The organism is Micromonospora chokoriensis, assembly GCF_000718555.1.
Taxonomy (GTDB): domain Bacteria; phylum Actinomycetota; class Actinomycetes; order Mycobacteriales; family Micromonosporaceae; genus Micromonospora; species Micromonospora chokoriensis_B.
This window is the reverse complement of record NZ_JOAN01000003.1, coordinates 142191-167199: the sequence shown is the minus strand read 5'-3', so window position 1 is coordinate 167199 and position 25009 is coordinate 142191. Positions and strand designations below refer to the sequence as shown.

The 25009-nt window shown below is 68.4% G+C and carries 19 protein-coding genes, 1 tRNA gene and 2 pseudogenes; 11 read left to right on the top strand and 11 right to left on the bottom strand.

All coding sequences use genetic code 11. From position 1 onward, the window contains the following. Positions 1–226: 226 nt before the first annotated feature. From IF46_RS32295 to IF46_RS0106270, 3 genes are all read left to right on the top strand, one after another. Positions 227–3472 (top strand): AfsR/SARP family transcriptional regulator, encoded by a 3246-nt coding sequence (locus tag IF46_RS32295; protein ID WP_036391242.1) that lies wholly within the window; start codon positions 227–229, stop codon positions 3470–3472. Positions 3473–3602: 130 nt separating this feature from the next. Further along, positions 3603–7622, top strand: a complete 4020-nt coding sequence (locus IF46_RS0106275) for an SGNH/GDSL hydrolase family protein (RefSeq protein ID WP_084597789.1) — start codon at positions 3603–3605, stop codon at positions 7620–7622. A gap of 151 nt (positions 7623–7773) precedes the next feature. Then, positions 7774–8217: a hypothetical protein gene (locus IF46_RS0106270; RefSeq protein WP_030487323.1), complete on the top strand. Its 444-nt coding sequence runs from the start codon at positions 7774–7776 to the stop codon at positions 8215–8217. Positions 8218–8319: 102 nt separating this feature from the next. Here IF46_RS0106270 and IF46_RS0106265 read toward each other — a convergent pair whose 3' ends face one another. Continuing rightward, entirely contained in the window at positions 8320–8691 is a 372-nt protein-coding gene (locus IF46_RS0106265; protein ID WP_030487322.1) for a hypothetical protein, read from the bottom strand. Between the two features lie 153 nt (positions 8692–8844). On the opposite strand from IF46_RS0106265, the gene IF46_RS0106260 reads away from it, so the two are divergent. Then, on the top strand, positions 8845–9675 hold the full coding sequence (locus tag IF46_RS0106260) for an AfsR/SARP family transcriptional regulator (RefSeq protein WP_051723720.1): 831 nt from the start codon (positions 8845–8847) through the stop codon (positions 9673–9675). Between the two features lie 207 nt (positions 9676–9882). After that, on the top strand, positions 9883–12951 hold the full coding sequence (locus IF46_RS0106255; RefSeq protein ID WP_157562694.1) for a hypothetical protein: 3069 nt from the start codon (positions 9883–9885) through the stop codon (positions 12949–12951). 61 nt (positions 12952–13012) lie between these two features. Here the strand turns inward: IF46_RS0106255 and IF46_RS0106250 are convergent, their stop codons facing one another. Next, complete coding sequence (locus tag IF46_RS0106250; protein ID WP_030487319.1) at positions 13013–13528, bottom strand: hypothetical protein; 516 nt, start codon at positions 13526–13528, stop codon at positions 13013–13015. A gap of 67 nt (positions 13529–13595) precedes the next feature. Between IF46_RS0106250 and IF46_RS0106245 the strand changes: the two genes are divergently transcribed. Further along, a complete protein-coding gene (locus IF46_RS0106245) occupies positions 13596–13928 on the top strand; it encodes a hypothetical protein (protein WP_157562691.1) in 333 nt (110 codons plus the stop codon). Between the two features lie 63 nt (positions 13929–13991). Here IF46_RS0106245 and IF46_RS0106240 read toward each other — a convergent pair whose 3' ends face one another. The 7 genes and pseudogenes from IF46_RS0106240 to IF46_RS0106220 form a co-directional block, all read right to left on the bottom strand. Next, the gene (locus IF46_RS0106240; protein WP_084597788.1) at positions 13992–14654 is read right to left on the bottom strand and encodes a PIN domain-containing protein; all 663 of its coding nucleotides are present in this window, start codon (positions 14652–14654) and stop codon (positions 13992–13994) included. Positions 14655–14658: 4 nt separating this feature from the next. Next, a complete protein-coding gene (locus IF46_RS0106235) occupies positions 14659–15189 on the bottom strand; it encodes a helix-turn-helix domain-containing protein (RefSeq protein ID WP_030487316.1) in 531 nt (176 codons plus the stop codon). A 201-nt stretch (positions 15190–15390) separates the two neighbouring features. Further along, positions 15391–15675 (bottom strand): annotated as a pseudogene (locus IF46_RS35610) (hypothetical protein); the annotation flags it as partial. A gap of 28 nt (positions 15676–15703) precedes the next feature. Beyond that, positions 15704–15928, bottom strand: a pseudogene (locus tag IF46_RS33630) (NUDIX hydrolase); the annotation flags it as partial. A gap of 199 nt (positions 15929–16127) precedes the next feature. Further along, positions 16128–17492 carry a DUF4041 domain-containing protein gene (locus tag IF46_RS0106230; RefSeq protein WP_232233953.1) on the bottom strand — a complete coding sequence of 455 codons (1365 nt, stop codon included), beginning with the start codon at positions 17490–17492 and terminating at the stop codon, positions 16128–16130. Positions 17493–18059: 567 nt separating this feature from the next. Continuing rightward, positions 18060–18746, bottom strand: a complete 687-nt coding sequence (locus IF46_RS0106225; protein WP_030487314.1) for a pentapeptide repeat-containing protein — start codon at positions 18744–18746, stop codon at positions 18060–18062. Between the two features lie 190 nt (positions 18747–18936). Beyond that, a tRNA-Lys gene (locus tag IF46_RS0106220) sits at positions 18937–19012 on the bottom strand. 188 nt (positions 19013–19200) lie between these two features. Between IF46_RS0106220 and IF46_RS0106215 the strand changes: the two genes are divergently transcribed. After that, on the top strand, positions 19201–20463 hold the full coding sequence (locus IF46_RS0106215; protein WP_030487313.1) for a L,D-transpeptidase: 1263 nt from the start codon (positions 19201–19203) through the stop codon (positions 20461–20463). Between the two features lie 246 nt (positions 20464–20709). Continuing rightward, positions 20710–22011, top strand: a complete 1302-nt coding sequence (locus IF46_RS0106210; protein ID WP_030487312.1) for a L,D-transpeptidase — start codon at positions 20710–20712, stop codon at positions 22009–22011. Between the two features lie 236 nt (positions 22012–22247). Here IF46_RS0106210 and IF46_RS0106205 read toward each other — a convergent pair whose 3' ends face one another. Both IF46_RS0106205 and IF46_RS0106200 read right to left on the bottom strand, forming a co-directional pair. After that, the gene (locus IF46_RS0106205; protein WP_030487311.1) at positions 22248–23450 is read right to left on the bottom strand and encodes a tyrosine-type recombinase/integrase; all 1203 of its coding nucleotides are present in this window, start codon (positions 23448–23450) and stop codon (positions 22248–22250) included. Between the two features lie 6 nt (positions 23451–23456). After that, the gene (locus tag IF46_RS0106200; RefSeq protein WP_198041373.1) at positions 23457–23879 is read right to left on the bottom strand and encodes a helix-turn-helix domain-containing protein; all 423 of its coding nucleotides are present in this window, start codon (positions 23877–23879) and stop codon (positions 23457–23459) included. A 134-nt stretch (positions 23880–24013) separates the two neighbouring features. On the opposite strand from IF46_RS0106200, the gene IF46_RS0106195 reads away from it, so the two are divergent. From IF46_RS0106195 to IF46_RS0106185, 3 genes are read left to right on the top strand one after another with little or no spacing between them, the layout of a single operon-like run. Continuing rightward, complete coding sequence (locus tag IF46_RS0106195; RefSeq protein WP_030487309.1) at positions 24014–24256, top strand: helix-turn-helix domain-containing protein; 243 nt, start codon at positions 24014–24016, stop codon at positions 24254–24256. Continuing rightward, positions 24253–24474, top strand: coding sequence for a helix-turn-helix transcriptional regulator (locus IF46_RS0106190; RefSeq protein WP_030487308.1), 222 nt, complete (start codon positions 24253–24255; stop codon positions 24472–24474). The genes IF46_RS0106195 and IF46_RS0106190 overlap by 4 nt, the downstream gene beginning before the upstream one ends. Next, complete coding sequence (locus IF46_RS0106185) at positions 24471–24953, top strand: HNH endonuclease signature motif containing protein (RefSeq protein WP_030487307.1); 483 nt, start codon at positions 24471–24473, stop codon at positions 24951–24953. The genes IF46_RS0106190 and IF46_RS0106185 overlap by 4 nt, the downstream gene beginning before the upstream one ends. Positions 24954–25009: the final 56 nt, after the last annotated feature.

Genomic DNA, 25009 nt, shown 5'->3' with positions numbered 1-25009 from the left:
CGACAGACGCCCGATGGGCGCCGAGACCGGCGTGACCAGGCTCGACACCCGGCTGACGGGCCTGAACGACGGATCGTCGAAGCGCTTCGACAACCCGGCCGCGTCACCACGGCCATGATTGTTGTGATCCGCGAACTATAGATGGACGCCAATGCAGGGGCAACCAGGCGTCCCAGATAGACGTTCGCTGCTCCACCGTGTCGGTGCGTCTTGTTAGCCTCCGGCCGTGGAGGTGCGCTTGCTTGGCCCGGTCGAGGCTCTCCTCGACGGGCGCGTTGTGCCCATCCGTCGTCGACAGGAGCGACGGCTGCTCGCCATCCTCGCGATGCGTCCGGGCCAGTTTCACTCCGCTGAGCGACTCATCGACCTGCTCTGGGAGAGCCAGCCACCGGCACAGGCCCGGGCCGGGCTACAGGCCATGGTCTCGCACCTGCGGTCCACGCTGGAGCTGAGTCGATCAGTGGAGCCGGCGCTGCTCGCCCGACCCAACAGCTACGCGTTGGAGATCGCGGCCGACCGCATCGACGTGCACCGCTTCCTTGCCCTGGTCACCGAGAGCCGAAGTGCCACCGACCCGGGTGAGCGCATCGCACTGCTCACTGCCGCACTCGGCCTGTGGCGTGGTGCCGCCCTGGCCGATGTCTTCGACGACGTCCAGCGCGTCCGACTCTTCCCCGACCTGGACGAGGCGCGGCTGAGCGCGCGGGAGGCGTTGCTCGACGCGCGCCTCGCGGCAGGGCAGCACCGGGAGATGCTGACCACGCTCCATGAGCTGATCAGCGAGGATCCCACCCGAGAGCGCCCGGTCGAGTTGTTGATGTTGGCCCTGGGCGGATTGGGTCGGCGCAACGAGGCCATCGCGGCGTACGCCGCACTCGCCGACCGGCTCGCCGCCGACCTCGGTGTCGCTCCCGGCGAGCAGATCCAGGCGACGTATCGGGCCCTGCTCCACGCGGCGGCACTCGAGAACGTCGCGCCGACGACCTCGACCAGCGGCCCGGCACAGCTACCACTGCCACCGGGGCACTTCGTCGGCCGTGGCGCCGAGTCGCGTCAGCTCGACGAGCTGTTCGCCAATGCGGCGGGGCCGCAGGTCCTGGTGCTGTCGGCGGTCGTCGGCACGGCGGGCGTCGGTAAGACGGCAACCGCCATCCGATGGGCACACAGCGTGCGGGGGCGCTTCCCGGACGGGCAGCTCTTCCTCAACCTGCGGGGCTACTCCGCCGGCCGCCCCTTGCGCTCGGCAGAGGCGCTCGGTGCTCTGCTGCGCGGTCTGGGCGTCTCAGCGGCCCGCATTCCGGTCGAGCCGGAGGAGGCCGCAGCGCTGTACCGCACAGTCGTCGCCGACCGCCGCCTGCTGATCGTGCTGGACAATGCCCTCGACGCCGAGCAGGTTCGGCCGTTGCTGCCCGGCTCGGCGCACAGCCTGGTGCTGGTCACCAGCCGCGACCGCCTGACCGGGCTCGTGGCACAGGAGGACGCGCACCGCCTGACCATCGGGCTGCTACCGGAGTCCGACGCGATCGAGCTGCTCACCGTCCTGCTCGGCGACGACCCGCGAGCCGCCGAACGCGACGCGATCCGGGAGCTCGCCCACGTCTGTGGCCGTCTCCCCCTCGCCATCCGCATCGCGGCCGCGCTGTTGCGCGACGAACCGGGGCTCGCTGTGTCGGCGTACGTGCGGCAGCTCAGACAGCGCACCATCGCCGCCCTGGCGATCGACGACGATCCCAGCTTCGCCGTGCAGACGGCGTTCGACCTCTCCTACACCCGACTCTCGGGCGACGCCCAGCGCATGTTCCGCCTCCTCGGCACCGTGCCCGGCCTCGCGTTGCCGGTCGACGCGGTCGCCCACCTCGCACAGACGACGACCGACGCGGCCCATCGCACGCTGACGCGACTCGCCTCGGCGCACCTGCTGGAGCGCGACGGCGACCGCGTCGTCCTGCATGATCTGCTGCGGCTCTACGCCGGCCAGCACAGTGCGCGGCAACCCGGCCGGCCGGAGGCGCACGGCGTACTCTCCCGCCTGTTCGCGTGGTATCTCGTCCGCGCGCAAGCAGCCGGTGATCTGCTGGCGCCAGGGCGGATCCGTCTTGAGCTTCCGGCCGGTTTGGCGGCCCAGGCCGCCGGCTTCCCCGACCGCGCCGCGGCGCTGGCCTGGCTGGAGGCCGAGGAGTCGAACATGGTGGCGCTGATCAGGGCAAGCGCCGACGGCCCGTCGAGGGCCGCTGCCGCGCTGCTCGCCGACCAGCTCCGCACGTACTTCTGGGTCACCCGCAATTCCCTGAACTGGCTGCTGGTGGCCCAGGCGGCGCTGCACGCCTCGGGCGACAGAACACACCTCGCGCTGCGGGCGTCCGCGCACCTGAGTCTGGGCAACGTCTACCACCTGACCGGCAACCACCTGGTCGCCATCGCCCACCAGCGGCGGGCGGGTCACCTGTTCCGCAAGGCCGGACACGTGCAGGGGCAGGCCGCGGCGGCCGGCTCGCTCGGGGCGGTCTTCGGCGACCTCGGGCAACTGGCGACAGCGGCGGCCTGCTTCGAGCACGCGCTGCGGTCGAACGAACGAATCCAGCACCGCTATGGCATCGCGGTGATGTCGAGCAACCTCGGCACGATCTACGCGATGTCGGGTCGACTGCGGTTGGCGGTCGACCGGCTCACTGCGGCCATCGCCATTCACCGAGAGGACGGCGCACGGCCAAACGAGGCGGTCATCCTCAACAATCTCGGCCTCCTGCACATCAATCGTGGCGACTACCCGGCTGCCCTGGCCGAGCTCCGGGCGGCGGTACTGACGGCCCGCGAGGTCGACATGGCGTCGATCGAAGCGAACGCGCTCGCCGGTATCGGCCAGATCCACACGCTGCGCGGCGAGGTGGCAGAGGCGAATACCGCGCTCACCGCCGCCCGAAGCCTCGCCGACCGGGCCGACGACCATCTCTGCAAGGCGTCGATCGACATCGCCGAGGGGGCACTGCTCCAGTTGACCGGCGACCCCGCCGGCGCGGCAGCCACGCACACCCGCGCCGCCGAGTGGGCCAGGTCGGCGCGCCTGCCGGCGACGGAGGCCGAGGCCCTGGTCGGTTTCGCCGCAGGCGTCGCGGAGCGGACGCCGCTGTTGGCCGGCGCGTCCCTGGAGCGGGCGATCACCCTGGCCCGCCAGGCCGGCGCCACGGTCATCGAGATCGACGCCCTGGCGGCGCTGGCTGACATCGCGCGACGGCGCGGCGACCACGCTGAAGCGGCACGGTACGCCGGGGAGGCGGCACACCGGGCAGGAGTGATCGGGGCACCCCTGGTACGCGCCCGCGCACTGATCACCCTGGGCCACCTGGAGGGTGGCTCGCGGGCCTGGCAGGAGGCGTTCGACATCCTCCACGCGCTCGGCTCGGCCGAGGCGAGCGCGGTCCGGGCCCTGCTCGAGCGGCACGATGGTCGGGCGGTCGGTGCCACGGCCGGGTAGCCGGCCGTACCGCAAGGGATCGAAGCTCGCGCGCGGCGGCGCTGTGGCGATGCGGGATGCCCGAGTGATGCGACGGCGATGAGCCGCCGGCGGACGCTGCCCCCACAGTCTCCGCTTCAGGAAGGTCCAGATGAGACGCATCCTCAGCGCGACGGCCGCGATCGCCGTCGTGGCAACACTGCTGCCCGGTCCGGGCGCCGCTCACGCCGCACCGCAGGAATCCAGAGCGCCGTCGGTTCGCCCGGCTGAGCCGAACCGGCCGCCGGCCACCGCCGACGATCCTCCGGACCGGCTCGCCGACCCAGCGCGGGACATCGGCCGAAACTGGCGCCGCTCCACCGACCGGGCCGTGACCACCTCCAGCGACGGGTCCGGTCTGCACGTGCTGGTGGCCGACGCCTCCGACGGCTACCGCTGGCGTACCGCCGCCACGCTCCTCGAACCCGGGTTCCCCACCGACCAGTGGATCGGCCAGTTCTGCGTCACCGGGTCTGGTCGTCGCGCGCTCGTCGTGTACGCGCCGAGGGAATTCGCCAACCGTGACGAGCTGCTGTCCGGTGGCGCGTTCGCGGCGGTCGTGGACCTCCGGTCCGGGGCCGTGCACAAACTGCCCGACCGGGTGTCGCTGGCCTACCACAACCCCGGTTGCGGTGCTGGCGAGACGGCCGCGTTGTCCCGCCGGGACACCCGCCGCGACGGGACGTTCGAGACCTGGGCGGCCACCGTCGACACCGTTCGCGGCGTGCGCGTCTCCGCCGTCCGCACGCCGGGCCAGGTGACGTCGCTGCTGCCGTACCGGGACGGGCTCGCCGGAGCGATGGGCCGGGCCGTGGTCCGGCTCGACCGGGGCGGACACGTACGCGAACTGGCCCGCGCCGAGGCACCGCCGCACCGGCTGTTGGCCGACGGCGCGAACGGGCTGGCCTTCCAGGTACGCCGCGGCGACCACGTCGTGCTCAACCGCTTAGTCGGCGGACGGGTCAGTACCGTCCGCACCGCCCAGGTCGGCACCGAACGGTTGCGTCCGGGTGCCGGCGGCACGGTGTACGTCGTCGGCACCCGGGCGGGGAGTCAGACGCGTACCGGTCTGCCGTCGGGTTGGCGGGCGGTGGACGCCCCACCGGACAGTGACGTGTCCACCACCGGGGCGCTCGTCGTCACCAGCGCCGCGACCGGTCGGGAGGCGGCCGGTCGAGCCGGCGACGCACCGATCGGCTCCCGCGCGCAGCGGGTCACCATCTCGACCCGGCTGACCGGCTCGGCGAAGGCCCTGCGGTTCTCGACGGTGCCCGGCGACGCGGCGGCGATCGACGCGCCGGTAGGTGCCACCTCGACGGCGGCCGACCCGCCGGTGGACACCGCGCGGGTGCCCTACGACCCGGACCGGTCCTGTGCCATTCCGCGCAACGACAGCTCCATGCAGGTCTACCAGCCCTCCACCGAGCAGGTCGAGTGGGCGGCGGACCGGGCCGTGAAGGGCGCCCTGACCTTCGAGCGGCCGGCCAACTGGAAGAACAACGGCATGCTCGCGTACACGCCGCAGGGCACGATGTTCCCGCCGATGCCGCTGGCCGGCGGCGGCAGCGTGCCCGCGCAGGTGCTGCTCGGAATCCTGGCCCAGGAGTCGAACATGTGGCAGGCGAGCTGGCACATCGTCGACGGGTCCGGGGGAAACCCGCTGACCAGCATGGGCTTCTACGGAATCTCCTCCGGTGACCGGCTGACCGCGCGGCAGATCAACTGGAACAAGACCGACTGCGGGTACGGCGTCGGGCAGGTGACCACCGGCATGCGCAAGGTCGACACGAACACCACTATCGACGGCCTGCAGTGGACGTACGAGCGGCAGAAGGCGGTGGCGCTCGACTACACGGTCAACGTGGCCGCTTCCCTGCGCATTCTGCAGACCAAGTGGAACACCACCCGCAACTACGGGCTGATCGCCAACAACGGCGACCCGCAGTACATCGAGAACTGGTGGTTCGCCCTGTGGGCGTACAACACGGGCTTCTACTTCCCCAGCGGCTCGCAGCCCTGGGGCGTGGGCTGGGCCAACAACATCGCCAACACCGACTATCCGGCGGACCGGGCCATGTTCCTCACCCAGCCGAGCAGCGTGCCGTACGGCAACCCGCCGGTCTACGACGAGGTCGGCTACGACAACGCCAAGCACCCGAACCACTGGTCGTACCCGGAGCGGGTGACCGGCTTCGCGTACACCTCGCTGCGGCGCTACGACTACCAGGACAAGTACTGGGGAACGACGTACGTGACCGCGGACGACCGGGGCAAGCTGGAGGCGCAGCCGGGGCACAACGGCCTCTACACGTTCTGCCAGTACGCGGTGAACCAGTGCGACCAGTCCATGCCGCCACACGTGCCGGCGCAGTACCCGTCGACGAAGGCCGGAGCCTGCCAGCGCGACGACCTGAAGTGTTGGTGGAACGGGCCGGTGACCTGGGTTGACTGCGCCGCCAAGTGCGGCAAGGAGAACCTCCGCTACTTCGCCACCGCGCCGGAGCCGACGGCGTACAACATCTATCCGGCGCCCCGCAACGGGGACGGCTCCTGCACTGTCGACGGGCTGCCGGCCGGCACCCGGATCATCGACGACATCGATGTGCTGTCGGCCACCGGGCCGGAGGGCTGTCGACCGACGTACGCCAAGGGTGGCACGTTCGGGCTGACCTTCGGCGCGATGGGCGGCCCGAACGGCGCGACCATCTACCCCTCGAAGGTCGACTTCCACCAGAGCTCGCACGGGTTCGGCGGGCATGTCTGGTTCGCCCACACCATGCAGCGCAACGACCCCGGCGACGGTGTGACGAACGACCCGCTGAAGGTCACCGGCACCTGGACCATCAACCCGACCGGCGCGTGGACCCGGGTGTTCGTCCACATACCGGATGCCGCCGCGTGGACCCGGCAGGCCGATTACGCGATCACCGCACCGGGCATCGCGACCAAACACCGGGTCCTGCCCACCCGACTGGAGGCGAACACCTGGGTTCCCCTCGGCGTGTTCGACTTCCGGGGCTCCGGCACGCCGAAGGTGGAGCTGACCAACATCACCCGGGACGGCAACTACAGCTCCGACGTGGCGTTCGACGCCATCGCCGTACAGCCGCTCAGCGCCAAGCCGAGCCACTTCGTCGTGGGCCTGGGTGACTCGTTCAGCTCCGGTGAGGGCGCGGGTTACTACAGCCGGGTCAGCGACCAGTACGGCAACGACTCCGCCCTGCGCAACGCCTGTCACCGCAGCAGCAAGGCATGGTCCCGGCAGATCAGGATCCCGGGTACGCCCAACAACCGGAGCATCGGCGAACTCAGCGACGGCAACGATCCGAACCTGGACTTCCACTTCGCCGCGTGCAGCGGCGCGGTGACCGCCAACCTGATGCTCAGTCAGAACGGAAGCGCGTCACCACCGGCGTCCGGTGCAACGATCCGGGGGCAGTTCGGCGAGCTGACCCAGCTCGACCAGGGTTGGCTCGACGAGAACACCACACTTGTCGTGCTGACCATCGGCGGCAACGACCTGAAGTGGACCGACGCGTTGATCGCCTGCGCGACGGCCCTCAACTGCGCCTCGCCCGGGTTCGTGCGGCAGGGCGATCCCAGGCCGCTTCGGGACATGATCACCGACCGGATCAACGGGTCGGTGAAGGTGGACACCGAGCGGGTGATCCGCGAGATCCGCTCGAAGGCGCCCAACGCCATGATCATGCTCGCCGGCTACCCGCAGGTCTTCACCAGCGGCAGTCAGTACCAGGTGCCCGCGTACCGGCCGCTGCCGGAGATCGGGGGCATCGGGTTCAGCGCGGACGAGGTCGCCTTCCTCAACGAGATGGCCGGCAAACTGGTCATCACCATCGGCTCGACATTCGACCTGGCGGTGAAGACCAACTACGTGGACGTACGGGGGGACTACGCCGACCACGAACTCGGCGGGCCGCTGCTGAGCGAGGGCTACTTCAACTCGCTGTGGGTGCCCGGCGAGTACTACACCCAGCAGGGCGAGGACGACGAGGACGGCGAGCCTCCCACGTCGAAGAACAGCCCCCACTCCGGGCACCCCAACGTCGCCGGCTTCGCCGCGTACGGGCGGGCGCTCTCCAACCGTCTTCTGCCGATCGGCTACACCTGGTAACACCGGCAGCCCCACGGATCCCGCCCCCGTTCGCGGGGGCGGGATCCGTGCCGTTTACGCCGCCTCCGGCGATGAACGCGCGATGCGGCGGCGATGTCCGGCACGCCGAGCATTGACACGTCAGCCAAGCAGGCAAGAGAGGACCAGCGAGATGCGATTGGGCACCAGCAGTTTGAAGCGCGCGGCCGTCGCCGCGCTCGTCGGCGCGTCACTGTTCACCGGGCTTCCGGCGGCGCCGGCACAGGCGTCAGGCTCGTGTTCGTCAGGTACCGCGGCGGCGTTGTGGCCCGCCCCGTTCAGCCTCCAGGTGCGGCGGACCTCGTCCTGCACCTACTACGCGCGGTTCACCATCGCCGATCGAATCTGGGGTGCCGGCAGCACCGTAAATTTCAAGGTGGAGCGGCAGGTCTGGACTTCGTACGGCTGGATGATCATCGATTCCCGGTCCAGGAGCATGCTCTGGGACCGCCCGGACTACTACGACACCGCCACGGTGGACGGCTACCCCGCCAGCTCCAGCAACCTGGACCAGCATCACGCCTGCTACTCGCTCAACGGTGGTGGCTGGACCTGCACCGCGTGGGCTGACCTCTGAGCCTGACGCCACTCGGGGGGTGTGGTGCCTCGCTCTGGGGCACCACGCACGCTCGGTCCGGAGAGGCCGCGAACAGCGACCCCTCCGGACCGAGGGCGGGTGCTACTCGTTGTCGATCGAGCCGTCGGAGCCTAGGGCCGTCGCGTGAAGTTCCAGTCGGTAACTGGAGTACAGGCCGGGTACCCGGCCTGAGGTGCAGTTCGCCGGACCGATGTTCCCGCTCTTCACGATCACCTGGTTCTGGTAGTCACGGATGCGGAAGCTCGCGCCGATCGTGCCACCGCAGACCCGGTAGTCAATGAAGTGACTGATGTAGTTGGACGGGATGTAGTACGTCTTGCAGCCGGTCGACAGCCCGCTCACCGAGCAGTAGTCGCTGGTGGCCAACGCCGGGGACGCGACCAGCAGCGACGCCGCCGCTCCCGCGACCGCCGCGAGGGCCAGGTTCTTCCGGGCCCGTCTGGTGATTCTCACCGTGCCTCCTGGTGGGTGATCAGCCCCGTGCTGTCGGGGACACCTCGTTGGTTGGTTGCCTGCCCGCCCGGCGCTGCCAAGGAAACGCCAACCCGCGCTGGGCACGCTGATGACCAGGCCGTACACAGGTACGGTCGGCATGGAGGTCATCGCATGGAGTTCCGGATCCTCGGCCCGCTGGAAGTGACAGTCGAGGGAACGCCGCTGCCGCTCGGCGGGCGCCGGCAGCAGCGGATCCTGGCCGTGCTGCTGTTGCGGGCGGGCCGGGTGGTCACGGCGGACAAACTCGTCGACTGTCTCTGGCCGCTGCGGCCACCAGCGACCGCGCCGAGCCAGATCCGCAACTGCGCCGCCGCGCTGCGTCGACAACTCATCGCCGGCGGGCTTGCCGAAAACTCGCTGATCCGCCGGCCGGGCGGCTACCGGCTGACCGTGGATCCCGGTGCCCTCGACCGGAACCGGTTCGACGAGGAGGCCCGTCGAGCACGACTCGCGCTGGCCGACGGTCACGCTCCGCAGGCCGTCGAGGCCTTCCTGCGGGCCGAGGACCTGTGGCGCGGACCCGCCATCGCCGGTCTCGCCGACGGCATGCTGGAGCCCGAGGCCATGAGCCTGGAGGAGTCGCGGCTCCAGGTGATCGAGGACCGACTCGACGCCGAGCTGAGCCTGGGCCGGCACGCACGCGCCGTACCGGAACTCACCGCCCTGGCCCGGACCCACCCCGGCCGGGACCGCCTCCAGGCGGCCCTCATGGTCGCCCTTTACGGCAGCGGGCGGGTCGGTGACGCGCTGGCGTCCTTCGACCGGCTGCGAACGTCGCTGCGCACGGAGCTCGGCCTGGAGCCCAGTCGACGGCTGCGCGACCTGCGCCAGGCGATCCTCACCGAGGACGAGACCCGGTTGCAGCCGGTGGGCGCGTGGAGACCGGCGCGCGACGGTGGGCCTCATCTGCGGGCATCTCCTCTTCGTCCCGGAGGGCGTTGACGAGACCCAGCGTGGGCAGCCGGAACATCAGCGCGGCATCGTTGCCGCACCGCTGCTCGCGGGCACCCCTAGCCGATCTGGCGTGCGGAGATGGGACGGCCTGCGCGAATCAGCGCGGTTTCAGCCCCCTTTCAGGCTGCTCAATACGTTCGCGGCATGACAATCAAACGTTCCACGCGCACGAGGCGCGGGACTGCGGTGGCGGCGATGATCGCAGTCACCGCGGCAAGCGTGCTGTTCGGCGAACCCGCGTCGGCCGACCCCGTCCCCGTCACCGTCCCGCAGGCAGCGCTTACCGACCGGGCCTTCGGCCAGGTGGCCGAGATCCACATCGAGGGCGCCGATCGGATCAAGGCCGTCGTGTTGTCGGCCGAGTTCGCCCAGTGGCACCGGCTGCACCCGAACGCCACGGCCGCACAGGCACAGACCCAGCTCACCACGCGCAAACAGCTGCTCGACAGCTCGCTGACCGCGTTCGACCTGCTGGTGCCCGAGCAGGATCTGCTGCTCAAGTCCGTCGACATCCTGCTCGCCGCCCCCGGGGGCGACACCCGAACCTCGCCGGAGATCACCGGCCTGGTCGGGTCCGTGATCGGCAAGACGCTCGAGCCGTGGGACACCCGTGAGGAGCTCGCCTCCGGCGCGCTGCGTACCGCCCAGTGGCTGCGCGGTCGCGATGACGCGCTCGCCGCGGCGTGGTCCGCGGTCCGACAGGCTGCGGCAGCCAGCGCGCCGGTCGCCACCGCCTGGAACGCCGTGCTCGGTGCGCCGTTCGGGGTGGACATCACCAGTAACTACGACGAGCTCCGGCAGGACCCGGGGTTCGCGCACGTGGACCTCGACGCGATCCTGGCGCTACAGGGCGACTCGGTGGCGTACGTCGCGGCGGCCAAGCAGCAGCTGGCCTCCCTGCACGCGCAGCTACTCGGTCTGAGCTTGGAGATCCGCCTCGAGATCGGCGAGAACAACAGCAAGTGTCCGCCGGAAGGGCCACCGAGCGCCGCGTGCACCGCGGCGGCCAAGAAGGCTGCGGAGGACCGGGACAAGGCTCGGCAGCAGACGATCTCCGACGTCAAGGCCGGGGTGGGCATGGTGTCCACAATCATCGGGTTCGCCGACCCCGCCGTCGGCAAGAAGTCCAAGGTGATCGGGGAGGCCGTCCTCACCACGATCAGCGCGATCTCCAAGTACGCGGCGGCGATCACCGGCCGCGGCCTCGCCGACTCGATCTTCAGCACCGCCACGTTGGCGATGACCGGCAACGTCTTCGGTGCCGTGATGTCGATCGTCGGGCTCTTCGGCAGCAGCGGACCGTCGCTTGACGCGCAGATCCTTGCCCAGGTCAATGCGTTACGCAACGAGGTGCGTGCCCTCGGCGACGAGATGCGTGCCAGCTTCGCGCGGGTCGAGGCCCAGATCAACACGGTGTACGCGAACATGATGGCCCAGTTCGACAAACTGAACGCGGCGATCGCCGGCAACACCGCGCAGCTCACCCTCGTCCAGCAGCAGGTCGCCCAGCTTGGCCTGCGCCTGGAGGACATCGCCGCCACCGTGCTGGCCGCGATCGGCGACGCCACCCTGCACGACGCCCGCGCCGACATCAACAAGTACATCGGCTACCTGGAGAACTTCGGTCAACCGATTCCGACGTACAACGAGTTCGTCGGCCCGGAGAACGAGTTCCACCTGACCTCCACGCAGCTGGCCAGCGGCGCTGCCTTCGTGGTGCCCAGGACCGACGCCGACAACCCGGCGCTCGACCCGACCACCGTGCTGAACAGCTTCGGCGAGGCCCGGTCGATCAACTACCTGGCCCGGGTCGCCAACGGGCGTGACCCTTCGATGGCGGAACCGGCGACGCCGGTCGGCAACCCGACGGTGTGGAACCTCGGCGCGCAGGCGTACGCCATGTTGATGCTGCAGAACCCGACGTACGCCGCCCAGGTCAGCGCCGGCCGCGCGGCTCAGATCGAGGCGGAGGGCACCCGCATCGCCGACCTCGCGGCCAGCTTCGGTCGGCCCGCCAACGGCAACGCCAACGGCCTGATCACCGGGCTGATCAACGAGTACGTGGCCGCCACCAACGAGCTGTCGACAGCGCTGAGGGCCTTCCGGAGCAACGAGGTCCAGGTCCGCTACGAGCCGGACGCCAACGGCGTACAGGTGAAGACGCTCAAGGACTACGACCTGTTCTGGGACACCGACAAGCCGCTCACCCCGGCACCGGCGAAGGCCGACGAGGCGACGGTGCTCGCGTGTGAGGGCAGCAGGCATATCGACCGACCCAGCAACGTTCGCTACGACCTGATGTCGAACACGGTGCGGGCACTCCAGTACGCGTACACACCGCGCCACGACGAGCCGCCGGCCGGGGTACGGGAGTTGCCCGAGGTCGGCTACTGCTACACGCCGAGCTGGGTCCCCACCCGGATAACCGACAACGGTGGAGTGATCCGCGCCTACGGCAAGCTGCGGTTGCAGATCCACAGCCGGTTCCGGCTGAACTCGTCCGCGGCCTGGCAGAACTCGCGTACCGCCGACTACACCTGGCCCGACGAGCAGGTCTATCAGGTCTACTGCGAGTTCTTCAGTTGCAACAGCCAGACCACGCCCGAGCAGGCCCTGACCCAGAAGTGGCCGTCCGGCCGGTACGCCTTCGCGAACGGCGCGACCGCCACGAACAACACCGCGCTGGATGCCACGCTGACGCCGACCCTGCGCGGTTTCCTCCAAGCCCGGCAGAAGTCCATGTACGACCGGGTTCGGGACCTGAGCACGCAGGTCAGCGGTCCGGTGCCCACCGCGCTGAAGAAGGTGAACACGTCGGCGCGGCTGCTCCAGGCGTACACCCGGTTGGGTCTGCCCAACGCCCTCGACTCGGACGACGTGCTGTCCGCGAACCTGTTCGGGCAGTACCAGATTCCGGTGAACATGCCGACGGACACCAAGATCGGAAACGCCTATGCCAAGGCCAGCGGGAACTACGCAATCTGCGGGTCGCAGCCGTGCTCGCTCGACCCCAGCCGACCGCTGCGCGACCAGGTCAGCCTCAAGGTGCCCTGCGAGCCCGCGGTCGACGCGTCCAACCTGCCCGGTGACCCCCTCGGCGACTGTCTGATCACCAGCGCGCGGTCCCGCGCCAACGCGCTGATGCAGCGGTACGAGGTCTGGGCCGACCAGATGACCGCCGGTCTGCACCGCGAGCGGGTGCCGTGGATGAACGACACCCTGTTGGGGTTGCGCGTCACCACACGCCTGACCCACGCCAACTGAGCACACGTTGCCGGCGCCTTCCGGGGCGCCGGCAACGCTGTCTGTCAGCGGCGCTCCAGGTTCAGCGGCGTTCCAGGCCGCGCAGGATCAGGAGGCGGGTGGAGCCCATCCCGAAATGGTCGACCTCACCCGAGATGTCGGCAACCGCATGGACGATGGGCTCGACGTCGATCCCCCGCTCGCGCGCCCAAGCGCACAGCTCCCAGATCTCGATGAGTTCGTCGCGGGCGTCCTGAGGCTGGTCGCGGGCGGAGATGTGCACCAGTCGTCGGCGAAACTCGGCGGCGGCGGACGGCCATTCGCCGGTGAGACCGACGCCCCAACTGAAGGCGCGATGTGCGCGGAAGATCCGGCGGACCTCGCCTCTGGTCCCCTCGTCGCCGGATTCGTAGATGTCCAGCAGAGCGGTCAGGGTCGCTGCTGCCTCGACGGCTACTCCGGCTTCCTCCGCAGGCGGTGGAGTGGCCGACAGCTTCGCCTGCCAGTCCGGATCCGCCAGGTCCACCGGACGGTCAGCGATGTCCCGTAGAAGGGCGTCGATGACGGCGACGTCTTCTCGAATCGCGGCGAGGGTCATACCCGGGGAATGTATCGCCCCTGATCACTGACGAGCGACGAGCGTGTACGCGATAGCGTTCGGTGCCATGGGATCCGTGGACTTCGCCTTGGCGGTCATCGCCGCCGCCGGCAACCTGGCTCTGGCCGCTGTGCTGCTCAGCAAGAGCCGCGGCGGGACGAGGGTGCCCCGGATCTTCGGCCGCCCGCAGCCCCTCCCGCGTCTACGGGCCACGATGCACGCCTGCCTGGGGCTGGGGTTGGGCGTCGGCTGGCTCGCCAACGACATCTTCCCGCCCCACTCCACCGGCGACACGGTGCTGTTCAACGTGGTGCGGGTCCTGCTGCTGACGGCATTGGTCACCGCCCTGCTGAGCGCCTTCAGACACCCACGACCCATTGGTGACAAGACCGCCCGCTAGATCTGAAACTGCCGCGCGGTCACCGCGCCGGCGATCGCGCGTGCCTGATGCGGAACAGCCTCGTCACTCCGTAGGCAATCCTTGGACGTTGCTCTGCGGTTCCGACTCGCTGACGCGAGGCTGCGGAGGCCGCAGATGCAAGGTTTCAGCCACCGCCTGACGCATCATCCCCACCGCAGACGTCATCCCGTAGCGACGGTTGAGGATTTCCAGGATGTCCTCTTCGGTCTGGATACGACCCATCCTGCCCGAGCGCTTGGCTATGGCGGCCACGGCAATGCAAGCCCGCACCGGATCAAGGGAAACGGTGTTGGCCGCAAACTCCGTGGGCGAGAGCACTTGCAATCCGTGAGGCAACTTGTCCGGAGGGAGGTCCCGCACGTTGAGCGTGATGATGGCGCCGGCATTGGCTACAACCGCAGCGGCGACCAGATGTTCATCGTCGGGATCGGGAAGGCCGTACGTGCCTTCCAGGCCCTCCCACCCACTGACTTCCGCATCGTCGAAATGCTGCCGCACCTGCTCGATGAGGTGCCGCGCCCGCTTAGTGGCCTCGTCCGGCTCGTCGCCCCGCTCGATCAACTTCGTTCTCTGCTCGTACTCCAACTCTTCGAGCACGACCGAACTCCACACGGGCCGATACATACCCTCGATCGCAAGGGACAACAGGAAGTCGCGCTGCAAATCGGGCCAGAGAACACAGGTGTCGAGAAGCGCTGTGAACACCCGTCTATTCTGTCAGGCCCCTACGGCGTCGCGCGACCGCACTACGCGCCTCGCGCAGCCGCCGCGTTACCGCATCGAGGTCTTCTTCGTCATCAATGTCCATAGACGTTGCCTCAAGCGCCGCATACTGCTCTGCCCTGCGCTGCGCCCTATACGCGAGCAGGTCGGGCAGAAGGACTCGGCGGTGAGTTCCCAGTCGCTCAAACGGGATCTTGCCCTCGTCGAGCAACTTGACGACTGTTGGCCGACTGACTCCAAGCAGGTCGGCGGCTTGCTGGGTCGTCAGCTTCAGCGTCCGCGGAGCCACCGTCACTGCGAACCCCTGCTGAAGCGCCTCAACTACCTGGCGAAGCACGCCGTAGATCTCGGCTGGAAGCTCGACACGGTCGCCGGGGGTAGCTCCAGCCAGGAAGTACCGTGGCTCCACCGGCCCTCGGCCCGCCGTCTCATGCGCTTGCATAAAGTCGTGGACCTGGGCGACCTGCCCATCAGCTTCTGGCAGGTAGGTCTCTTCCTTGAGAGCAGCTGCAGTCATGGCCCCTCCTCTTCGAAAGCATCGTAACTCCCTTCGTTTCTTTCGTCCACGAAACGCTACTGCTTGGCGAGAGTGACGCGGAAATGGTGCCTTGCTGCACAGGGCTGGCCGATGCTGACGCCGGTGAGGGCCGCTCCGGACAGGTCCGTCCGGACGATCTCGCAGCCGAGGGGATGCCGCCCTCCCAGGTGATCCGCTCCGGTGCCGCGCCGGCCAGCCGAGAAAGCGGTCAAACATGTTCCTGACGTCGCCGGCGGTGCTCGGGTTGAGTCGGTGCAGGTCGTCGATGGCCTCGATCAGGCAGCCGGACAGGTAGAGCAGCAGGTTGAGCCGGCTGCCCCCGTGGACGGCCAGCAGGGCGAGCTTGGCCCGTCCACAGGGCCAGGGCTGCCCGCAGGCCCGGCAAAGCCAGAGCGGACGCAGCGGCACATGCTCCGAGGGCAGTTCCAGGTCCGCCTGAGCAGCAGATACTCCGTCGCCGCTCATCGGCGATCGCTTTCCCGCGTCTGCCACGAGCAGAGAACCAGAAGACCCGGGCGAACCGCTCCGCCTCCGCCCCAAGCTCCTCGTACAACTCGCGGCGGAGTGCGGCCTCCAGGGAGACGTCCGTCGACTCCACGCTACCCCCCGGCGTCGTCCAGTACGGTGCCTGGCCGGGCTTGATCCGCTTGATCAGCATCAGGCGGTCTTCTTCATCAAGAAGGATGGCCCGCACCGACCTGCGCCCGATCTCACGCACGACGTGCCCCTATCCATTTCCGGGACGAGATGCCGGCCCGGTCCAACGGCTCCCAAGCACCCAACGAGCGACCGCCACCAACCGCCATCGGCATCTTGTCGCTCACGCCGCTGAATCCCGCCTTCACGGATGCCGTACGCATCCACCTCGCTGAGCTGACAAGAGTGGCTGGCTCACCAGCCATCCAGACCTCGGCATGTCATGTAGCCGCGACCGGTTGCTCCTGCGCCTGAGTGAGGCTCTGCCGGTACTCCAGGGCCTCCGGGACCTCCTCGTACTGCAGCAGGCTGCCGGTCAACGCCAGAAGGTGTTCCTTGGCCTCCTCCGGCGTGGCATAGAAGAACTCTCGACGGTGATTGACCAAGTTGACACGCCGGTTAGTCAGCCGTGCGTGCATCTGCGCCTCGATGCCGACAGCATCTTCGGAGAAGAACAGAGCGTGGACATCGAAGTTGAAGGGCACCGAGGCGTCACTTAGTTCGCGTACCCGGTCGAACGGGTCCAGGCGACGGGTCATACCGACCTTGACCATCTTCTCGCCGAACGCACCGAGGTTGGAGATCACGTACACGTAGCCTGCCCGGACGTTGGCGGCTCGGCGGTCGACGTCCTGGATCGCGCTGTCGATCTGGGTCAATCGGTCCTGCATCTGGGCGGCACCGTCGGCATCACCTTTGGCCTGCAATGCTGCCATGGCGTTGGCGTAGTGCTGGCGTTCCTTGTCGAGCCGGGCTCGTTCGCGCTCGATCTCCTGCTGGGCACGTCGTTCTTCGCGCAGCCGGGCCTTCTCCTCCCGTTCCCGCTCTTTCTCCTCGGCCAATTTCTCCTGGTAGTCGGCGGTGAGTTCCAACTCCTTGACCCGCAGCCGGTGGTACCCCTCAGCGATCCGAATGTCCATCGTCTTGCCGAGCTTGGCGATGGTCGCCGCCACCTTTCCCAGCCGGTCGACGGCCGAGCCGAGCTTGTACGGCTTCAACCCCCGTACCAGGTTGTCCGCCTCGGCGTTGTACGCCCGAAGCATGAGTTTGGAGAAGTCGCGGATCATCGCGCGTCCCTCGGCAGCCGAGCCGTTGACCGTCCATCCGGTGGCAGCCTCGACCGCTCCCCCATCCTTCCTAGTCATAGCCTTAATCTGTTCTTGAAGGCGGCTTAGTTGACTCTGATAGGCGACCGCGTCCGACAGCGGATGCCGGTATTTATAGATACCCGCTTCCTGCAGTAGAGCGGTCTCCTCAGTGACCACGATCTGCTGCCGGAGTCCGCGGAGGCGTCGATCGAGTTCGGCCTTCTGGGCTTCGCCCTTCGTTGTCAGGTCGGCGATCTCACGACTGAGTCGAACCCGGTGCTGCTCAAGCTCAATCGCGGACAGCACGCCGAGCCGCGACATCTCTGCCCGCAGACCCGTCAGCTCTACGCGAACCTGATCCAGCTCGCTGCGGAGCTGCGCATTCTCCACAGCCAGTTCACGCGCCTTGCCCCGGGCACCGAACAGTGGAATCTCTGGACTCAAGTTGCGCTGCTGCGAGACGGCTGCGGGAGCACCAGCAGCCTGCGCCGCGGGCACCGCCGGGGCCGCAGGGGCCGGAGCCGGCGAGTCCGGAGTCCACAGCTGCCATCCCGGCGGGGGAGGGCCCCAGGCGGGATCTGGTGTCCAGCCGGCGGGCGGCACCCACCCAGCAGGCGGCGCTGGCCAGTTCGGTGGCGCGTTAAAGCGGTATCCCATTGTTCCCCCAGGTATCACCACGGCCCGACGAAAGTAGCGTCGTGGCCCACGACCGGACATCGACAACTCAGGTCGGCAGATCAGCCATCCAGACGGCCACGAATACCTAAGTGGAGACTTCAGTCTGGTTACCGACAGCGTTGAGCGTTGCTCATGAGACGCCGTGGCCTGGCCAGGCTTTCCTGCCTTTTGGTTCTCGACGGCGCAAACCTCTGCCCCCAACTGCACCGAGAGCACGTCGTTCAGAAGCAAAACGAAGGAGGCAAGGCGGTCGCTGGCGCTACCGTGCGGGATGCTCCTGAAGGTAACGACGAGTCGGCCTGCGGATCGCCGGCCTTGACGGTGGTATGTGCGGGTCGGTGAGGTCAGGAATGGCAAGCGCAGCCAGCTGCAGTCGAGGTAGCGACATCAGCGATCGTGGCCGCGCGCCACATCCGCGCGGACGTCGATGCTAAGGGCGAGGACGGCTATCCGGGTCAGCTCGGGAAGCTGGTCCTCGGTGAGAGCGACGCCCTGCAGGTTGTCCAGTGGTGCCGTGAAGGCGTGCAGTCGGCTGCCCCGCAGATCGGCGCCGTCGAAACGGCAGGAGTCCAGTTCTAGATCGCCGAGGTCGCACGACCGCAATGCGACGCCGGAGAGCCGGCAGTACGACCAGGTGCCGTGGACGAGGGTGCAGTCGGTGAAGGCCACCGAGCCGGCGGCGCTGACCCGGCTCAGGGCGGCGTAGTCGAACCGGCAGTTGTCGAACAAGACGTCCTTCAGGCGAACATCGACGAGCCGGGTTCCGGTGAAGCGGGAGCCGGTGACCGAGCACCGCTCAACGTTGACGCCAGTGAGGGCCGCCCCGGAAAGGTCGGTCCGGACGATCTCGCAACCGTAGAGGACACCGCCCTCCCAGGTGATCTCCCCGAGATCCGCTCCGGTGATACGGCAGCCTCGGATGCTCAGTTCGCCGAACTGTCGACCTCGCCAAGAGACGTCCTCCACAAGGCCGTCGTGAAGGTCGTCGTCGGGCAGGTCGGTGACCTGTTCGAGGTCTTCCGGGTCGAGGTCGGGCAGGAGGAGCGTCACGTCGCCCACGGTGGTCGTGCGCATGCCTCTCCAACCTGCGCGGGAGTGGGATGGGCACGCCGCCTCGCGCCTCGATTCGAGCCAGTCCGCTCCGCCGGTGCGACATCCCGTCCACCGACGCCAGCCCGGTTCAACGATTCCAAGCACCCAGCAAGCGACAGTGAATGAGAAAGGCCCCGACTTGGTGTTACCACCAAGTCGGGGCCTTTATTGCTGGTGCGCCGCCAGGGACTCGAACCCCGAACCCGCGGATTAAGAGTCCGCTGCTCTGCCAGTTGAGCTAGCGGCGCTCGTTCGGCAACGGAGAGAACATTAGCACCCCTCCAACGCCGGCTCCAATTCGGTTCCCCAGGTCCCCCCTTCGGTCGAGCTTTGCCGGCAAAAAGCCCCAAACCGACCACCGCGCGCAAGATCGGGGCGTGGGTTGCCGCAGGGATGCGGCACGATGTCCGCCAGGTACGCGAGAACAGAGGTGGGCATGGCACGGTTCACGCGAGCCGGGGCGGTGGTGGGCGCTCTGACTCTGCTGGCGTCGCTGGCGCTGACCGGGTGCGGCAGCGATGAGAAGAAGCCAGAATTCGTTGGCGGGGCGTCGTCAGACGCCAGCGCCGCCCCTGACTCGGCAACGCCGTCGGCGTCTAGCTCACCGAGCGGGCCCTCGCTCGCGCTGAGCCCGGCCGACGGCACGAAGAGCAGGCCGGTGAGCACGGAGATCAGCGCGAAGCTCCCGGGCGGCGCAAAGGTGTCCGCGGTCACCCTGACGGCTGACGGTGGCGGTTCGGTCGAGGGCAAGCTGCGTACCGACGGCTCGTCCTGGGTGCCGTCGGCTCCGCTCAAGTGGGGCACCCGTTACACGGCCACGTTGACGGCGAGCGCGTCGGACGGCACGAGCAGCCAGGGCACCAGCACCTTCACCACGATGGCCAAGCCGAAGTCGACAATCGGGTCGGGCCTGTACCTCTTCGACGACAAGAGTTACGGCGTGGCTATGCCGGTGGTCACCGAGTTCCACCCGGGCATCCCGAAGAAGGACCGGGCGGCGGTGCAGAAGCGGATGTTCGTCCGGACCGACCCGCCGCAGCCGGGGGCGTGGCACTGGGTCGACAACGGCACCCAGGCCTACTACCGGGCGCCGGAGTACTGGAAGCCGGGCACGACCCTCACCGTGCGGATCGCGCTGGCGGGAATGCCGCTGAGCAACGGCAAGTACGGCGACCTCGACCGCAAGGCCACCGCCAAGATCGGCCGGTCGTTGGAGATGAAGGTCGACAACGCCAACAAGAAGATGACGGTGTACGAGAACGGCGCGCCGGTGCGCACCATCCCGGTGAGCCTGGGCAAGAAGAGCACCCCGTCGTCGAGCGGCACGCTTGTCGTGATGGAGAAGAAGGAAGCCACGGTCTTCGACACCCGCGACGACCCGGACCCGGCCAACCGCTACGTGACCGACATCCAGTTCGCCCAGCGGCTCACCTGGGGTGGCGAGTACATCCACGCCGCGCCCTGGTCGGAGAACGTGCAGGGCCGGCGGAACGTCTCGCACGGCTGTGTGAACGTGTCGACGGCGAACGCCAAGTGGTTGTTCGAGAAGACCCGGATCGGTGACCCGATCACGATCAAGGGCACCGAGCGCAGGATCGACGCCGGTAACGGTTGGACGGCGTGGAGCCTGAGCTGGTCGGAGTTCGTCAAGGGCAGCGCGTTGCCGGTACCCAGTGGTGGAGCCGGCCCGGCGGTCTGAGCCGTCGACCTCGTTGCGCCGACCCGGCCGTTGCCGGGTCGGCGTACCGTTGCACTCCGCCGCGCGACGACGGCGCGGCGGCCCCCGCAGTCCCGGTACGGAGATGAGTCAGGCTCAGGAAACGCCGGATAGTAGCAGCATTCGGGCACTATTGATGGCGTGTTTCGGTTCACCCTCGGCAACCGGGGCCGGCTCTGGCGCGTCAGTAGGAGACGATGGGGCAGCGACCACGACTGTGAGGGAATCATGCGAGCTAGCCAGGAGCAGCTGATCAGGCCCGGTGGGCGGCGCCGCGTGCTCGCGGCGGGGCTTCTCGCCGTGGCGCTGGCCTTCACCTCGGCGTGCACCGACGGCGACGGCGGCAAGCCGTCCTCATGGCACGGCGGCAGCGAGGCCCCGGCACCGAAGGCGGCGGCGACAATCAGCGAGCCGGCGACCGACGCCAAGGACGTGCCGGCGTCCACCGGCATCACCTTCACCACGAAGGACGCCGTGGAGACCGCCGTCGAGCTGAAGGACGCGGCCGGCAAGGCGGTCGAGGGCACCCTCGCCAAGGATGGCAAGTCGTGGCAGCCGGCCAGCACGCTTGAGTACGGCACGAGCTACACGGCGACCGTGACCGCCACCGGCGACGACGGGCTCCCGGCCACCGCGACCAGCACCTTCAGCACCATGGCAAAGCCCGGCAATCAGATTCGGGTGAGCAGCTTCCTCGGTGACAACCAGGTGGTCGGTGTGGGCATGCCGCTGATCGTGAAGTTCAGCCGGAACATCCCGGAGGACTACCGCGACGACGTGCAGCGCCGGATGACTGTCACCTCGACCCCGGCGCAGGAGGGGATCTGGCACTGGGTCAGCCCCACCGAGATCCGGTACCGGCCGAAGGAGTTCTGGAAGCCCAACAGCAAGGTCTCCTACCGGGTGCGGGCGGGTGGCCTGCCGATGGGCGAGGGCTGGTACGGCCGCGCCGACCTCTCGGTGGACGTCAAGATCGGCGCGGCGACGGTCATGACGGTGGACAACAAGACCAAGCGGATGACGGTGACCCGCAACGGCGCTGTGATCAAGACCATTCCGGTCAGTCTGGGCAAGAAGAGCACCCCGTCGTCCAGCGGCACCATGGTCGTGATCGAGAAGCTGCGTAAGACGGTCTTCGACACGTTCGAGGAGCTGGGCCCGGAGGACGGCTACCGCACCAAGATTGACTTCGCGCAGCGCCTCACCTGGGGCGGGGAGTTCATCCACGCGGCACCCTGGTCCGAGGGTCAGCAGGGCAGCGTGAACGTCTCGCACGGCTGTGTGAACGTGTCGATGGCCAACGGCGAGTGGCTCTTCAAGAACACCCAGGTCGGCGACCCGATCACGGTCAAGGGCACCGAGACCAAGCTGCAGAACGGCAACGGCTGGACCGACTGGAACATGAGCTGGAACGACTACGTCAAGGGCAGTGCCCTTCCGTACGAGCCTCCCGCCGACCCGGACACCACCACCACCCCGACCCCGACCCCGGGCGGGACGGTCACCCCGTCCCCCACGCCGACGGCCTGATCCGAACGTCGAGAGCCCCCTCTTCGGAGGGGGCTTTCGCGTAGGCGCCCCCTAGCTCGCCCCTACAACGACTCAGGCCCCCTCTTCGGAGGGGGCCTGAGTCGTAAAAAAGCTGGGTGACTGATGGGAATTGAACCCGCCCAGAGGCCCTGGTCAGGGGTCCGATACCCTGCCTGACCTGCTAAAACAGTGGTCGCAACGGGTATCAACGGGTAGGGGCGGGCATCTGAATTCCCCTACCTCTCCCCTATTTCCCCTCCGGCTTCGTCGGCCATTTCGGGCAGGAGGTCACCCACCGTCTCAGCCTCCAGTTCCGCCGCCAGCGCTTCCGGATCGATGTGCTCCAGGGCCTCGGTGACCGCCTTCAGGATCCCTGCGTCGACCTCCGGCAGCAGGTGTCCGTAGATCCCGTCCGTGACCGCGATGGAGCTGTGGCCGAGACGCTGAGCGATCGCCGACAGCGGCACGTTCTTCGAGATCAGCCACGCCGCCTGCGTGTGCCTCAGGTCGTGGATGCGCAACCCCTCAAGGCCCGCCGCCTCCACCCACTTCAACCAGCCGCGCCGGAAGTTCCTCGCACGCACCGGCAACCCGGTAGTCGTCTTGAAGATCAGTTCGTCGCGGGCCTTGTCAACGACGAGCGGCGTCAGCGCGGCAGCGACCTTCGGAGTGAACGTCACTGTCCGCCGACCCCGCGCGGTCTTCGGCGTACCGAAGATCAGCGAACCGTCCGACATCTCGTGCATCGCCCGGACAACGGTCAGCCGCCCGCCGAGCACGTCGAGGTTCTTCAGCTGCAACCCCACGGCCTCGCCCCACCGCAGCCCCGTGGACACGAGCAGCAGCACCAGGGGCCGCCAGTGCTCCGGCACTGCGGTGTGCAGCCGCCCCGCCTCGGTCTCGGTCAGGAACCGCATCTCCTTCGGCACCAACTCCGGCAGCTTCGTGTCCCCGCACGGATTGGTACGGATCTTCCTGCCCTGAACGGCCGCCTTCATCAGGCTGTGCAGCAGGCCGTGGCACGACCGGACGGTCTTCGCGGACAGAGGCCGGCGGGCCCACTTCCCCGGACGTTCAAGATCCGGCAGGCCGCTCATCAGCTTGGTCACCCACGCCTGAATGACGATGTTGTTGACCTCGTCGAGGGTCAGGTGTCCGAGCAGCGGCACGATGTGCATCCGCAGCCGCGAGCCCTCGGACTGGACTGAGGTGGGCTTGAGGCCGGTCGCGTGGCCGGGCCACCACCGCTCCACCCACTCGGCGACGGTGAGCTTACCGGCGCGCGGGTCGATGAAGTCGCCGCGGATCTGGTCGGCCTTGAGGGTGGTCAGCCGCTTCTTGACTGACGTCTTGTTGGGCCAGCCCGCCTCGATCGTGACCTTCCTGCCGTCGACGATGTCGCGGATCCGCCAGGTCGGGCCGTTCTTCTCGATCCACACGCGGGGTCAGCTCCGGCGGAACAGGTCGATCATCCTCCGGGTGTCCTCGATCGCGGCGACCTTGTCCCGCTCGCGACGCTCCAGAATGAGCGCGATGATCCGGTCGCGCATCTCCGGCGTGAGCTTCTTGTCAGTGCGGACCAGCTCGATCTCTTCGTCGACTGGCGCGGCGGTGTTGTTCTCAGGTTGAGCTGGGGTCGGGTCGCGGCCTTCGAGGATTGCGGCCACGCTGCCTGACTCCCACCGCAGTGCCCGTTCGATGCCAGCGAACTTGAACTCGCTGGTGCGCCGGCTGCCGTCTTCGAGATATGACCAGGTGTTGCGGTCCATCTCGGCGGCTGCGGCTGCGGCCCGGACGCTCAGGCTCAGCTCGACTCGCCGCGCACGAACCCTCTTCGCCAGCAAATCTCGCCCTCCGCGCTCATCCATGCTCGGCATTCTGCCAGCGGACGGTGGCTGAATACAGCTAACCGTAGGGCCAGGACTCCCCCGTTCAGCCATTGTCAGCAACTTCCTGCCGCAGGCCCTTGCTTACACTGGCTGACAATGGCTAACGTTGGCGCATGGACAGACCAGCCCACGCGGGCGTCGAAATCGACGGCCCCAAGATCAGAGAGCTTCGGAAGCTCCGGGGCGAATCGGTAACCTCTCTCGCCTCCACCTGCGGGATCACCCGCCAGTACCTCTCCCAGATCGAGCGCGGCGACCGTCGCCGGGTGTCCCCGCCGGTTTACGCCAAGATCTGCAACGCGCTGAAGTTGTCGGGTGACCGCCAACGCCGAACCTTGCTGAAGGTTGCGGCATGAGCGAGCCGGCATTCCTCAGCATCCCGCAGCTCGCCGCCCGCTACGGAGTCTCGGTGGACTGGGTGAAGGTCCGCGTGAAGCAGCGCGAGATCCCGTTCACTCGGGCACCCGGCGGCAGGCTCGTACGGTTCACCGCCGAGGACGTCACCCAGATCGACTCGCTGTTCCTCCCCCAGCCGGCCCTCAATGGCCCGCTCGCCAAGCGGATCGCGGCATGACCGACATCCACCCGCTGCGGCTGCGGGCATTCATCGCCCAGGTCGACACCACTGGCGGCATCGACGCCTGCTGGCCGTGGCGTGGGCACCACAACGACGAGGGCTACGGAGTCTTCGGCAAGTCCGGCGCCGGCGCCCACCGCGTCGCCTACGAGCTGATGGTCCGCCCGATTCCCGAGGGCCTGAACATCGACCACCGCTGCCACAACGCCGACACCGCCTGCCCCGGCGGCGTGACCTGCCGACACCGGCTGTGCGTGAACCCGGCGCACCTGGAGGCGGTGACGCAGCGGGACAACGTGCTCCGCAGCCCGCACACGATGCCGCACCACAACGCGGCGAAAACCCACTGCCCGCAGAACCACCCGTACTCGCCGGAGAACACCTACTCCCGGGAGACCGCGAAGGGTCGCGCACGCCGCGAGTGCAAGACCTGTCGCCGCGAGCGCATCGCCGCCCGCGCCCAGAGCGCCGCCTGATCGACCCGGTGCCCACCCGGGCCCGGACACAGAACGACGCCCCCACCAACCGCCAA